Source organism: Pseudomonas sp. 05N432 (assembly GCF_056396945.1).
On the sequence record NZ_JBFTMM010000019.1, the window covers coordinates 100,669 to 113,515 of the forward strand.

At 58.7% G+C, this 12,847-nt stretch carries 12 protein-coding genes; 5 read left to right on the forward strand and 7 right to left on the reverse strand.

Annotated elements, in window-relative coordinates; translation table 11 throughout:
* Positions 1-17 precede the first annotated feature (17 nt).
* Positions 18-1,718, reverse strand: coding sequence for a long-chain-fatty-acid--CoA ligase FadD1 (gene fadD1 / locus AC1DHT_RS21640; protein ID WP_427536043.1), 1,701 nt, complete (start codon positions 1,716-1,718; stop codon positions 18-20).
* 354 nt (positions 1,719-2,072) lie between these two features.
* Positions 2,073-3,761, reverse strand: coding sequence for a long-chain-fatty-acid--CoA ligase FadD2 (gene fadD2, locus AC1DHT_RS21645; protein WP_477761466.1), 1,689 nt, complete (start codon positions 3,759-3,761; stop codon positions 2,073-2,075).
* 228 nt (positions 3,762-3,989) lie between these two features.
* Here fadD2 and AC1DHT_RS21650 point away from each other — a divergent pair, with 228 nt between their 5' ends.
* Both AC1DHT_RS21650 and AC1DHT_RS21655 read left to right on the forward strand, forming a co-directional pair.
* On the forward strand, positions 3,990-4,934 hold the full coding sequence (locus AC1DHT_RS21650; protein ID WP_427536047.1) for an alpha/beta hydrolase: 945 nt from the start codon (positions 3,990-3,992) through the stop codon (positions 4,932-4,934).
* Between the two features lie 185 nt (positions 4,935-5,119).
* Positions 5,120-5,590 carry a MaoC family dehydratase gene (locus AC1DHT_RS21655; protein WP_054593675.1) on the forward strand — a complete coding sequence of 157 codons (471 nt, stop codon included), beginning with the start codon at positions 5,120-5,122 and terminating at the stop codon, positions 5,588-5,590.
* A 65-nt stretch (positions 5,591-5,655) separates the two neighbouring features.
* Here AC1DHT_RS21655 and AC1DHT_RS21660 read toward each other — a convergent pair whose 3' ends face one another.
* Positions 5,656-6,123 carry a ferritin-like domain-containing protein gene (locus AC1DHT_RS21660; RefSeq protein WP_427536049.1) on the reverse strand — a complete coding sequence of 156 codons (468 nt, stop codon included), beginning with the start codon at positions 6,121-6,123 and terminating at the stop codon, positions 5,656-5,658.
* Between the two features lie 203 nt (positions 6,124-6,326).
* Between AC1DHT_RS21660 and AC1DHT_RS21665 the strand changes: the two genes are divergently transcribed.
* Both AC1DHT_RS21665 and AC1DHT_RS21670 read left to right on the forward strand, forming a co-directional pair.
* A complete protein-coding gene (locus AC1DHT_RS21665) occupies positions 6,327-6,563 on the forward strand; it encodes a DUF3820 family protein (RefSeq protein WP_427536051.1) in 237 nt (78 codons plus the stop codon).
* A gap of 21 nt (positions 6,564-6,584) precedes the next feature.
* The gene (locus AC1DHT_RS21670; protein WP_427536053.1) at positions 6,585-7,766 is read left to right on the forward strand and encodes an aminotransferase class V-fold PLP-dependent enzyme; all 1,182 of its coding nucleotides are present in this window, start codon (positions 6,585-6,587) and stop codon (positions 7,764-7,766) included.
* A gap of 24 nt (positions 7,767-7,790) precedes the next feature.
* Here the strand turns inward: AC1DHT_RS21670 and AC1DHT_RS21675 are convergent, their stop codons facing one another.
* The 4 genes from AC1DHT_RS21675 to zwf all read right to left on the reverse strand — a co-directional run bounded on the left by AC1DHT_RS21675 (position 7,791) and on the right by zwf (position 11,725).
* Entirely contained in the window at positions 7,791-8,516 is a 726-nt protein-coding gene (locus AC1DHT_RS21675; protein ID WP_427536055.1) for an intradiol ring-cleavage dioxygenase, read from the reverse strand.
* A 356-nt stretch (positions 8,517-8,872) separates the two neighbouring features.
* The gene (locus tag AC1DHT_RS21680) at positions 8,873-9,538 is read right to left on the reverse strand and encodes a bifunctional 4-hydroxy-2-oxoglutarate aldolase/2-dehydro-3-deoxy-phosphogluconate aldolase (RefSeq protein ID WP_024264889.1); all 666 of its coding nucleotides are present in this window, start codon (positions 9,536-9,538) and stop codon (positions 8,873-8,875) included.
* A 17-nt stretch (positions 9,539-9,555) separates the two neighbouring features.
* Positions 9,556-10,269: a 6-phosphogluconolactonase gene (gene pgl, locus AC1DHT_RS21685; protein WP_427532094.1), complete on the reverse strand. Its 714-nt coding sequence runs from the start codon at positions 10,267-10,269 to the stop codon at positions 9,556-9,558.
* Positions 10,256-11,725: a glucose-6-phosphate dehydrogenase gene (zwf, locus tag AC1DHT_RS21690; RefSeq protein WP_427536057.1), complete on the reverse strand. Its 1,470-nt coding sequence runs from the start codon at positions 11,723-11,725 to the stop codon at positions 10,256-10,258. The genes pgl and zwf overlap by 14 nt, the downstream gene beginning before the upstream one ends.
* Positions 11,726-11,931: 206 nt before the next feature.
* On the opposite strand from zwf, the gene AC1DHT_RS21695 reads away from it, so the two are divergent.
* Positions 11,932-12,792, forward strand: coding sequence for a MurR/RpiR family transcriptional regulator (locus tag AC1DHT_RS21695; protein ID WP_173859948.1), 861 nt, complete (start codon positions 11,932-11,934; stop codon positions 12,790-12,792).
* Positions 12,793-12,847: the final 55 nt, after the last annotated feature.

The window sequence follows — 12,847 nt, forward strand, 5'->3', positions numbered from 1 at the left end:
TCTGCGGGGCTTTTGTTTTATGCGCTGACCTTCTTCAAGCCAAGTTTCTTCAGCTCTTCGTCACGCAGTTCGCGGCGCAGGATCTTGCCGACGTTGGTGGTCGGTAGCGCATCGCGGAACTCGATGGCTTTCGGCACTTTGTAACCGGTGACATTGGCACGCATGTGTGTCATCACCTGCTCTTTGGTCAGGGTTACCCCCGGTTTGGCGACGATGAAAATCTTGATCGCCTCGCCCGACTTCTCGTCCGGTATACCAATGGCTGCGCATTGCAGTACGCCCGGCAAGGTCGCCAGTACGTCTTCGAGCTCGTTCGGATAGACGTTGAAACCGGAGACCAGAATCATGTCTTTCTTGCGATCGACAATGCGCATGTAGCCGTCTGGCTGGATCAGCGCGATGTCACCGGTCTTCAACCAGCCTTCGCTGTCCAGGATTTCGTCGGTGGCTTCCTGGCGCTGCCAGTAGCCTTTCATCACTTGCGGACCTTTCACGCACAGCTCACCGATTTCTCCCACAGGCTGTTCAACGCCGGCATCGTCGATGACTTTGCACAGGGTCGACGGAACCGGAATACCGATCGTCCCCAACTGAATGTTCTGGTTTGGATTGACGGTGGCTACCGGGCTGGTTTCGGTCATGCCGTAACCTTCACAGATGGCGCATCCGGTGACGGCTTTCCAGCGTTCGGCAGCGGCCAGTTGCAGGGCCATGCCACCGGACAGGGTGATTTTCAGGCCTGAGAAGTCCAGTTTGCGGAACGCTTCGTTGTTGCACAGCGCCACGAACAAGGTGTTCAGGCCGACGAAACCACTGAACTTCCACTTCGACAGCTCCTTGACCATCGCCGACAGGTCGCGCGGGTTGCTGATCAGGATGTTGTGGTTGCCGATCAGCATCATCGCCATGCAATGAAAGGTGAAGGCATAGATGTGGTACAGCGGCAACGGCGTGATGAGGATTTCGCACCCTTCATTCAGGTTGGACCCCATCAGCGCCCGGCACTGCATCATGTTCGCCACCAGGTTGCGGTGGGTCAGCATTGCACCCTTGGCCACGCCGGTGGTGCCGCCGGTGTATTGCAGCACGGCAACGTCGCTGCTGGCCGGGTTGGCTTCGGTCACCGGCTGGCCGTGGCCTTTGCTCAACACCTCATTGAACTTGACGGCCTTGGGCAGGTGATAAGCCGGGACCATCTTCTTCACGTACTTGATGACGCTGTTGATCAGCAGGCGCTTGAGCGGTGGCAGCAGGTCGGCCACTTCGGTGACGATGACGTGCTTGACGCCCGTCTTGGGCACCACGGCCTCGGCCAGGTGCGCCATGTTCGCCAGGCACACCAGCGCCTTGGCGCCGGAATCGTTGAATTGGTGTTCCATTTCCCGCGCGGTGTACAGCGGGTTGGTGTTGACCACGATCAAGCCGGCACGGATGGCACCAAATACGGCGATCGGGTATTGCAGCAGGTTTGGCAGTTGTACGGCAATTCGATCGCCCGGCTGCAAATCGGTATGCTGTTGCAGGTAAGCGGCAAAAGCACCGGACAATTCGTACAGCTCACCGTAGGTGAGTGTCTTGCCGAGGTTACTAAAGGCCGGTTTGTTAGCGAAGCGTTGGCAGGATTGCTTTAACACTGCCTGAATATTCGGATACTCGTCTGGATTGATTTCGGCAGCAATTCCAGCTGGGTACTTATCCTTCCAAAAGTCTTCGATCATGGAAGCCCACTCCTCAGCAACGCGAATTCTTCACCGCATTTGATGCGATTATTATTGGTGTGTGTTTTTGGTGAATCCGGCGTTCTACCCTGGCCGGGAAGTCACAAAGCGCGCCGAGAGTAGCAGCTTTGCCAAGGCCCTACTAGAGCCAAAAGAAGCCCATACAGTCACCTTAATGACTCAAGACTATCAAATGGTCAATTTTAGAGCAAAAATTCTATAACGCCTTAAACCCCTCTGGAACAGGCGTCTCCCCCCTAAAAGCATCGCGGGCAAGCCCGCTCCCACAAGGTCAGCATTGACCCCTGTGGGAGCGGGCTTGCCCGCGAATGCGCGAAGCGCAGCCTTCAGGTATCAAGCGATATCGCGCAGCTCCCGTCGCAGGATCTTGCCCACCGGCGTCATCGGCAGCGACTCACGCAGCACAATGTGCTTGGGCACCTTGTAGGCGGTGAAGTTTTCCTTGCAGTAGGCCTTCAGCTCTTCAAGGCTGACCCCCGCTTCACGCGCCACCACGAAGAGCTTCACCGCTTCCCCGGAGCGTTCGTCCGGCACGCCGATCACCGCGCAGTTGGCGACTTTCGGGTGCGCCATGACCACGTCCTCGATTTCGTTCGGGTACACGTTGAAACCCGAGACGATGATCATGTCTTTCTTGCGATCGACAATCCGTACGAACCCGTCCGGGTCGATCACCGCAATGTCGCCAGACTTGAACCAGCCCTCGGCATCCAGCACCTCGGCAGTGGCTTCGGGCTTCTGCCAGTAGCCTTTCATGATTTGCGGGCCCTTGATGCACAACTCGCCGCGCTCGCCCAAGGGCTGTTCGACACCGTCATCATTGATGACTTTCAACGTGGTGCCCGGCACCGGCAGGCCGACCGTGCCAATGCGTGACTTGTCGCCATACGGATTGGTGCAGGCCACTGGCGAGGTTTCGGTCAAGCCGTAGCCTTCGGTGATCCGGCAACCGGTTATCTGCTCCCAGCGTTCGGCGGTGGCCTTGACCAGTGCGGTGCCGCCGGAGTTGGTGAGTTTGAGGCTGGAGAAGTCCAGGGTCTTGAAGTCCGGATGATCCATCAGCGCGACGAACAGCGTGTTGAGCCCCAGCAGCGCCGAGAACCGCCAGTTTTTCAGCTCTTTGATGAAGCCGGCGATATCCCGTGGATTGGTGATCAACACATTGTGGTTGCCGGTCACCATCATGCACATGCAGTTCGCCGTGAAGGCATAGATATGGTACAGCGGCAGCGGCGCGATCATCACTTCCTGGCCTTCGCGCAACAGCGGTTTGCCATCGCTGCCGAACTGGCCGAGGCAAGCCCGGGCCTGCTGCATGTTGGCGACCAGATTGCCGTGGGTCAGCATCGCGCCCTTGGCCAGCCCGGTAGTGCCGCCGGTGTATTGCAGCACGGCGACATCGTCGAGGCTGACCTTCAATGGCTTGATGCCTTGACCGCGACCCAGGTGCAACGCGCTCTTGAAGGAAATCGCCTGCGGCAGGTCATAAGTCGGGACCATCTTCTTGACCTTGTCGACCACGGTATTGATCAACCAGCCCTTGGCGGTCGGCATCAGGTCGCCCATCTTCGCTTCGATCAGGTACTGAATCTCGGTGTCGGGCAGTACTTCCTGGACCTTCTGCCCGAACATGTTCAGGTACACCAGCGCCCGGGCACCGGAGTCCTTGAACTGGTGACGCATCTCACGCGCGGTGTACAGCGGGTTGGTGTTGACCACAATCAGCCCGGCTCGCAACGCGCCGAACACGGCAATCGGGTAATGCAGGACATTGGGCATCTGCACCGCGATGCGATCACCGGGCAGCAGGTMGGTCTGTGTTTGCAGGTAGCCAGCGAACGCCGCGCTGTAGCGCTCAAGTTCGGCATAGGTGAGCGTCACACCCATATTGCTGAACGCCGGACGGTCAGCGAATTTCTTGCAGGAACGCTCGAACACCTCGATCACCGACTTGTAGGCACCCGGTTCGATATCATTGGGTACGCCGGCCGGGCGTTTGTCATTCCAGAAATCAGGTTGCATTGTACTTGTCCTCTTTACCTGAGCGAATCCGGGCCGCCTCTCCGTGACGCTGAAAAGCGGGGCTTCTGGGACACTAGCAGCTATGGTGATTCAGGCAAATATACGCACCGGCCTCATTGACAGCGTGAATCTTGCTGCTGAGGGATACCCACATCGCACGCCCTGCGGTTGATGAGCTATACAATGCAACGACGCCGCGCCTAAACAAAACCGTGCAAAGGAATCGCCATGATCCACGACACATTCTGGTTGACCGCGAGCGATCACAGTCGACTTTTCGTCAACCAGTGGCTGCCTGAAGGCTCGCTGAAGGCGGTGATTCTGCTGTCCCACGGTATGGCCGAACACAGCGGTCGTTACGCCCGGCTGGCGCAGGCTTTATGTGCCGAGGGTTATGGCGTCTATGCGCTGGACCAGCGCGGCCATGGCAAAACCGCCGAACACGGTGTGCTCGGGCATTTTGCGGACAAGGACGGTTGGCTCAAAGTGGTCGGAGACCTGGCCAGCCTTAACCAACACATCGGCCAACACCATCCGGGCGTGCCGATCGTGCTGCTGGGCCACAGCATGGGCAGTTACATCGCTCAGGCGTACCTGCTGCATCACAGCGCCAGCCTGCACGCTGCCGTGCTCAGTGGCTCGAACTTCCAGCCCGTCGCGCTCTACCGAATAGCGCGCCTGATTGCGCGTTTCGAACGCTGGCGCCAGGGGCCTACCGGTCGCAGTGCATTGATCGAGTGGTTGTCGTTCGGTTCATTCAACAAGCCCTTCAAGCCTCATCGCACCCGGTTTGACTGGCTCAGCCGCGACCCGGACGAAGTCGACAAGTACGTCCACGACCCGCTCTGCGGCTACCGTTGTACCAATCAGCTGTGGATCGACCTGCTCGGCGGCTTGCAGCAAATCAGCAAAGCGTCCAATCTCGCGGAGATCGATCCGGGCCTGCCGTTGCTGGTGATCGGTGGTGAATGTGATCCGGTGAGCGAAGGCAAACGTCTCAAGGCTCTGGCCGACGCACTGCGCGGCGCCGGCAACCAGTGCATGCAACTGAATATCTACCCGCAAGCCCGGCACGAACTGTTCAACGAGAGCAACCGCGATGAAGTGACCGCGGACCTGCTCAAATGGCTGGCTGAGGCACTGAGCCATCGCCGGCCACCCCGAACCGAATAATGTTTGGTTAGGGTCTGTACGAAAACTAGCCGAGCGGCGATCAGGCAAGGCAAAAACAGGCGAGGAAGCGGAGTTTAGGCCTCTAAATGAGCATTCCGAGCCTGTTTTTAACGCAGCCTGGTCGACGCGCAGGCAGTTTTCGTACAGAGCCTATTTCACTTAACTCGTCACAGGATTCAAGACATATGACCCAGGTTACCAATACCCCGTACGAAGCCCTCGAAGTCGGCCAGACCGCCAGCTACAGCAAGACCGTCGAGGAACGCGATATTCAGCTGTTCGCGGCGATGTCCGGAGACCACAACCCGGTGCACCTGGACCCCGAGTTTGCGGCAGCGAGCATGTTCAAGGAACGCATCGCCCACGGCATGTTCAGCGGTGCGCTGATCAGCGCCGCTGTCGCCTGCGAGCTGCCTGGACCGGGGACTATTTATATCGGTCAGCAAATGAGCTTTCAGAAGCCGGTAAAAATCGGCGACACCCTGACCGTACGCCTGGAAATCCTCGAAAAACTGCCGAAATTCCGCGTGCGCATCGCCACTCGGGTATTCAACCAGCGCGATGAGCTGGTCGTGGACGGCGAGGCCGAGATCCTCGCACCACGCAAGCAACAGACCGTGACCTTGCCGACATTGCCCGCTATCAGCATCGGCTGATCGCAAGGCCCCAAAAGATCGTCCGCGTTCGGACGATCTTTTGATCTCAGGCGTTTTTGACAACCTTACGAGCGGGCGCGAGCCTGGTTACGCAAGGCTTTGACCTGATCGTGATTGCGTTGCGCACCGTGATACTGACGTTCGACCAGATCACGAATCCCCACCAGATTGTGTTTGTTGATCTTCTCCATCGCTGCCTTGTAAGCCTTCAGGGCATGGTCCTCGCCACGCTCGGCTTCGTTGAGCACCGCTTCTTCGTCCTTGCCGGTGACCAATGATTTGAGGTCAACCCAACGACGATGCAAATCACCGCTGACGCTGGTTTTGGTCTCGGGATCGCCGCCCATCGAACGCACGGTGCCTTGAAGTTCGGCAACGGCAGCGGCGCAGTCGGCAGCGCGTTTGACAAACAGTGCCTTGAGTTCAGGCTGTTTGATGTCCTGGGCGCAGGTCTTGAAACCTTCCTGACCGTCCTTGCTGGTCTCGATCAGGTCGTTCAGGACTGAAATCGCTTCTTTATTAATGTCGGTCATTTTTCAATTCCTCGTGGGTTGAGAGAGCCGCATAAGGTGTTGCATCACGTGTGCCAGCCCTTGAATTGAAGTTTTTACGATAAATTTCAATATGTTAACTTTTAGCCAAACATCTGCATCCGAGTTATTTGCATGATCTGTCAATTGGCCTGCATGCAGAATGCCTGTATTTTCCAGACTGTTTGAATCAAGACGACCGATCGATGAATCCCGAAAAGCTTGAACTGCTGGTCACCCGCGAAATGCCCTTCGGCAAATACAAGGGTCGCATCATTGCCGACCTGCCCGGCCAATACCTGAACTGGTTCGCCCGCGAGGGTTTCCCCCACGGCGAACTGGGTGGCTTGCTGGCCCTGATGCAGGAAATCGATCACAACGGCCTGTCCGACTTGCTCGACCCGCTGCGCACCAAACATGGCAAACCCAAGCCACGCCACTGAACCACAGAACGAGTCGCCCCCATGCCCGAAAACACGCGCCGCGCCCTTGATGAAGCTTTTTGGCAAACGTTCGCCGACCGCTACGAAGTCCAGCCAGGTCCGATCAATCTGGAGAATGGTTACTTCGGCCGCATGTCGCGTACCGTGGTCGAGGAGTACCAACGCAACATCGAGCTCATCAACCGCAGCAACTCGGTGCATGTGCGCCAGCGTTTCGAAAAACTCGAAAGCGTGAAAATACGCGGGCAACTGGCCGAGCTCTTGCAGGTACCCGCCGAAGCGGTAGCCCTGACACGCAACGCCTCGGACGCACTGCAATCGCTGATTCGCAACTACAACGGCTTGCAACCGGGCGATCAGGTACTGCTGTGCGATCTGGAATACGACACGGTCAAAAGTGCGATGCGCTGGCTGGCTCGCTATCGCGGTGTCGAAGTGATCGAGATCGAGCATGCTCATCCCGCCAGCTTCGAGACGTTGGTGGCGACCTACCGCGAGGCGTTCGTGCGTTATCCACGGCTCAAGCTGATGGCACTGACCCACGTCACCCATCGCACCGGCCTGGTGATGCCGGTCAAGGCGATCGCCGCCGCAGCCAAAGAGCACGGGATCGACGTGATCCTCGACGGCGCCCACGCCCTCGGCCAGATCGAATTCAACCTCGATGACCTGGGCATCTCTTTTGCCGGCTACAACCTGCACAAATGGATCGGTGCACCGTTGACCCTGGGGTTCATCTACATCGCACCACAGCGTCTGCCCGATATCGATCCGGACATGGACGAGTTTCACTTTCCGCTCACCGACATCCGCTCGCGCACGCCTTACAGTACGCCAAACATTCCGGCGTTACTGACCTTGCCGCTGGTGTTCGAAGAACATCGCTCCATCGGTGGCGCAGCCGCCAAGGGTGCACGGCTTAACTACCTGCGCAATCTGTGGGTCAAGGCTGTTCGCGATGTGCAGGGCATTGAAGTCATGACCCCGGATGATCCGCGCCTGTATTGCGGCATCACCTCGATGCGCTTCACCCGACATGCCGACCAGCAAGCGATGGTCGAGCGCCTGCTCAATGACTACAACCTGTTCACCGTGACCCGCAACGGTTCGGCGTGCGGCAGCTGTATTCGCATCACACCGGGCCTGACCAACACCTCACAGGAAATGCAGCTGCTGGCTCAGGCCCTGATCGAGCTGAGTTGAGGTGATGAACACCGAGGCTGGTGTTCACACGGTATAGATGTCGAAGTCTTCGGGCTTGATCTGCGCAGACATCGCGCGCTTGTCGATCCCGATGGTCAACTGCCCGAAATAGCCGTCTTCCCAGGAATCACGGGCAATGGTGTGGATTTTCAGTATCGAGTCTTCCCCATGCATTTGGGTAAAAAGCTCATCCTGATCGTTGCGCAGCGGCGAAATGCTCCGCCCACTGTAATCTTTAGCATTCAGCACCGAACGTGACGTCACCTCGGGAAGGTACAGCTGGCCGACCCAGGCAACATGCCGCGCCTCCAGATGATTGCTGCCGGTAACGATTCGAACGGCAACATGGATGTGCACGCTGCGCCCCGCATAAAACCCCGGATAAATCGTGGTAAACCTGACGACGCCTTTGCGATCGGTGAATTGCCCACCGCGCAAATAAGTGTCGTCATCGGTACGCGGAACCGAGCCGATATCGCCGACATCGACCTCTTTGTCCGGATTGATCTTGCTCCAGCCCGAATAGGCCCCTCGTGCATTGCATTGCCAGATATCCACCAGGGCATCCGTCACCGGTTCGCAGGTGCTGGCGTCGACAATGCTCAGTTTGAGCAGCAAGGGAATGCCATTGGCACCTTCACTGATGTTCCTTCGGATCAACCTGGGGTTTCTGAAGTACGGGCCGGCAATCTGTTCGGGAGCCAATAAACAGATTGGCCCGGTTGCCTTGGTTGTTGCGTGTTCTTCCATGAGTCGCTTTCCTCCATAAGTTGCTCGAAGGATAAACAGATCTCCGGGATGGGTTGCGGTAACTATGTATGCCGCTATAGGCGTTCCAACTCCCCGTAGCAGCTGTCGAGCCCGCGAGGCTGCGTTAGAGGCGGACCGCGTTCGGGCGAAGTCCTCGCAAATCCTGCGAATGCGGTTTGCCTGGAAGAATCCGCCGCCTGATTTTACGACTGCTGCGCAGCCTCGCAGGCTCGACAGCTGCTACAGGGCCGCCGCTTTTCCGCAGGCAAAAAAAAACGGCGCACTGACCAAGTGCGCCGTAAAGCCGTAGAACACAACTACAACGATTCTGCGTAGAAAAAAGCCGGTAAAACCAATCAGTCCAGCAGGGCCAGCGCCTCGGCGGTGCACTCCTGAATACGTGCCCAGTCGCCGTTCTTGATCCACTCCGGATCAAGCATCCAGCTACCGCCAACGCACATCACGTTTTTCAGTGCCATGTAACTCTTGATGTTGGCAGGGCCAACACCGCCAGTCGGGCAGAAGCGCACTTCGCCGAACGGGCCGCCAAGGGCCTTGATCGCTGCCACGCCACCGCTGACTTCCGCCGGGAACAACTTGAAGCGGCGATAGCCCAGGGCGTAGCCCTCCATGATTCCGGAGGCGTTGCTGATGCCCGGCAACAGCGGAATCGGGCTGGCGACGCTGGCTTCCAGCAGATCGCGGGTTATGCCCGGGGTCACGATGAACTGCGAACCGGCAGCTTCAGCGGCGGCCAGCATGTTGCGATCGAGCACGGTGCCAGCACCGGTGACCAGCTCTGGACGCTGCTCACGCAGAACCTGGATGGCCTTGAGGCCGAACTGCGAACGCAGGGTCACTTCCAGGGCCGTCAACCCACCTGCGGCAAGGGCATCAGCCAGTGGCAGAATGTCTTGCTCGCGGGCAATGGTGATCACCGGCAGAATCCGCGCCTTGACGCAGAGGCTGTCGATCAGGGCAACTTTGTCCGCCATGGAAACGGTCGGTTGAGTGTTTGTCATAGCGGCTGATCCTTGGTTCATGGGCACCAGTAAATCTCTAACGTGGGTTTCAGAAACGCACGAATCGGCATTGCGGCGACATCGTCACCGGCCAGTGCGGCACTCAGGGTAGTCAACTTGGACTGACCGGAAATCGATAGCACGGTGAACTTTGCCGACGCCAGCAGCGCACGACTCATGGTCAGGCGCTGATGTGGCACCGTCGGCGCCAGCATCGGCCAGCAACGGCGAGTGCCGTCGGGCCGCAAGGCTTCGGCGAGGTTCGGGCTGTTGGGGAACAGCGAGGCGGTGTGACCGTCGTCGCCCATCCCCAGCACCAGCGCGTCGATTGCCGGCAACTCGGCGAGCAAGCGATCGGCCTGCTCGGCAGCCTGTTCAAGGTTGGCAGTGGCGCTGTAGAGGCTGAGGAACTTCGCCTTGGCTGCCGGGCCTTGCAACAGGTAGCGCTTGAGCAGACCGGCATTGCTGTCGGCATGTTCCACCGGTACCCAGCGCTCGTCCGCCAGGGTCACCACGACCTTGGACCAGTCCAGCGCCTGCTTGGCCAGGTGCTGGAAAAACGCCACCGGGCTGCGTCCGCCGGAGACTACCAGCGTCGCGGCGCCTCGGGCATCGATAGCGTCGCTGAGTTGCTTGGCCACCTTCAGTGCCAAGCCTTCGGCCAGCAACACCGGGCTGCGAAACTCATGAGCGCTGACGCCCTGAGGCAGTTTGAATTCAGATATCGCCATACCACGACCTCCCGTCCCGCGTGATCAGTGCAATGGAACTCATCGGTCCCCAGGAGCCCGCCGCATACGGCTTGGGCGCATCACCGGATTTCTTCCACCCGGCGATCAACTGGTCACACCACTTCCACGCGGCTTCGATTTCATCTTTACGGACAAACAGGTTCTGATTGCCACGCATCACTTCCAGCAACAACCGCTCGTAGGCATCGGGGATCCGCGCGCTGCGATAAGTATCGGAAAAATTCAGCTGCAACGGACCGCTACGCAGCTGCATGCCCTTGTCCAGGCCTTGTTCCTTGGTCATCACGCGCAAGGAAATACCTTCGTCCGGTTGCAGGCGGATGATCAGCTTGTTGCTGATCTGCAAGCGCTGCTCGGGAGCGAAGATGTAGTGCGACGGTTCCTTGAAGTGGATGACGATCTGCGACAGTTTCTGCGGCATGCGTTTACCGGTACGCAGGTAAAACGGCACGCCCGCCCAACGCCAGTTGCGGATGTCGGCACGCAGGGCGACGAAGGTTTCGGTATCGCTCTGGGTGTTGGAGTTCTCCTCCTCCAGGTAACCCGGCACCGACTTGCCTTCGCTGTGACCGGCTATGTACTGGCCGCGCACCACCTGGGTGGTCAGGCCTTCCGGACTGATCGGCGCCAGCGCCTTGAGCACTTTGACTTTCTCGTCACGGATGCTGTCAGCCGAAAGATCCGCTGGCGGGTCCATGGCGATCAGGCACAGCAACTGCAGCAAGTGGTTCTGAATCATGTCGCGCAGTTGGCCGGCCTTGTCGAAGTAGCCCCAACGGCCCTCGATCCCGACTTTCTCGGCGACGGTGATTTCCACGTGGGAAATGTAGTTCTGGTTCCACTGGGTTTCGAACAGGCTGTTGGCGAAACGCAGGGCGATCAGGTTCTGGACCGTCTCTTTGCCCAGGTAGTGGTCGATACGGTACGTGCGGTTTTCCGGGAAGTACCGCGCCACGGCGTCGTTGACCTTGCGCGACGACTCGAGGTCCGAACCGATCGGCTTTTCCAGCACCACACGGGTGTTTTCGCTCAGGCCGACCTTCGCCAGGTTCTCGCAAATCGCGCCGTACACCGCAGCGGGCGTCGCGAAGTAGGCAATCATCCGCTGCGCCGAACCGGCCAGCTCGGCCAGGGCGACGTAGTCGTCAGACTTGAGGAAGTCGACATGCAGGTACGTCAGGCGTGCCAGGAAGCGCTCGACCACGGCTTCGTCGAGTTCCTTGGCATCAACGTAATGGCGCAGTTCACGGGCAATAAAGGCCAGGTGCTCTTGCTCGCTGCCTGGTTCACGGGCCAGTGCGATAATGCGCGTGTCCTCGTGTAGCAGGCCAGCGCCATCGAGTTGGTACAAGGCAGGAAACAGCTTGCGAAGGGCCAGATCGCCCAAGGCGCCGAACAAGGCAAAGGTGCACGGTTCAACCGTAATCGAAGGCATGATGTTTGTTCTTTTATCAAGTTAAGCTACAAATACCTTTTTTTAAGGCATCGCTCAAGGAAAAATGTAGTAATAAACACAACATTTTTCCAAAATACAGATTCCGAGTGGTGGTCGGTCGGGGCCATCAGTAGGATAGGCCACCATTATGGGCCGCTTCACAGGCCCAATCTGCATAGCCGACCTAAGGAACATAAATGGACCGCGTGCGAAATTTACTGGAACAAATCCAGAATCGCCTTGCAGACCTGAACAAGGCCGAACGCAAGGTCGCCGAAGTGATCCTGCTCAACCCGCAGCAGGCCACTCGCTTCAGTATTGCCGCCCTCGCCCAGGCCGCCTCGGTCAGCGAGCCGACGGTCAACCGTTTCTGCCGTTCGTTCGGTGTCAGCGGCTACCCGGAACTCAAACTGCAACTGGCCCAAAGCCTGGCCAGCGGCGCGGCGTATGTCAGTCGCGCAGTGGAAGCCGACGACAATCCTGAAGCTTACACCCAGAAAATCTTTGGCAGCGCCATCGCATCGCTGGACAGCGCCTGTCAGGCTCTGGACCCGAACCTGATCAGCCGCGCCGTGGATTTGCTGATCCAGGCCCGGCAGATCCACTTCTTCGGCCTCGGCGCGTCAGCCCCGGTGGCGCTGGATGCGCAGCACAAGTTCTTCCGCTTCAACCTGGCGGTCACCGCCCACGCCGACGTGCTGATGCAGCGGATGATTGCCTCGGTGGCCCACACGGGCGAACTGTTCGTGATCATCTCCTACACCGGGCGCACCCGCGAACTGGTCGAGGTGGCGCGCATTGCCCGTGAGAACGGCGCCTCGGTGCTGGGTCTGACGGCCGAAGGTTCGCCACTGGCCAAGGCCAGCACCTTGAGCCTGAACATCCCGCTGCCGGAAGACACCGACATCTACATGCCGATGACGTCGCGGATCATCCAGCTGACCGTGCTCGACGTGCTCGCCACCGGCATGACCCTGCGCCGCGGCGTCGACTTCCAGCCGCACCTGCGCAAGATCAAGGAAAGCCTCAACGCCAGCCGGTATCCGATCGGGGATGAGTTCAGTTAGGCCAGAAGCTCTATTGGCTGTTATGGCCTCATCGCGAGCAGGCTCGCTCCCACAT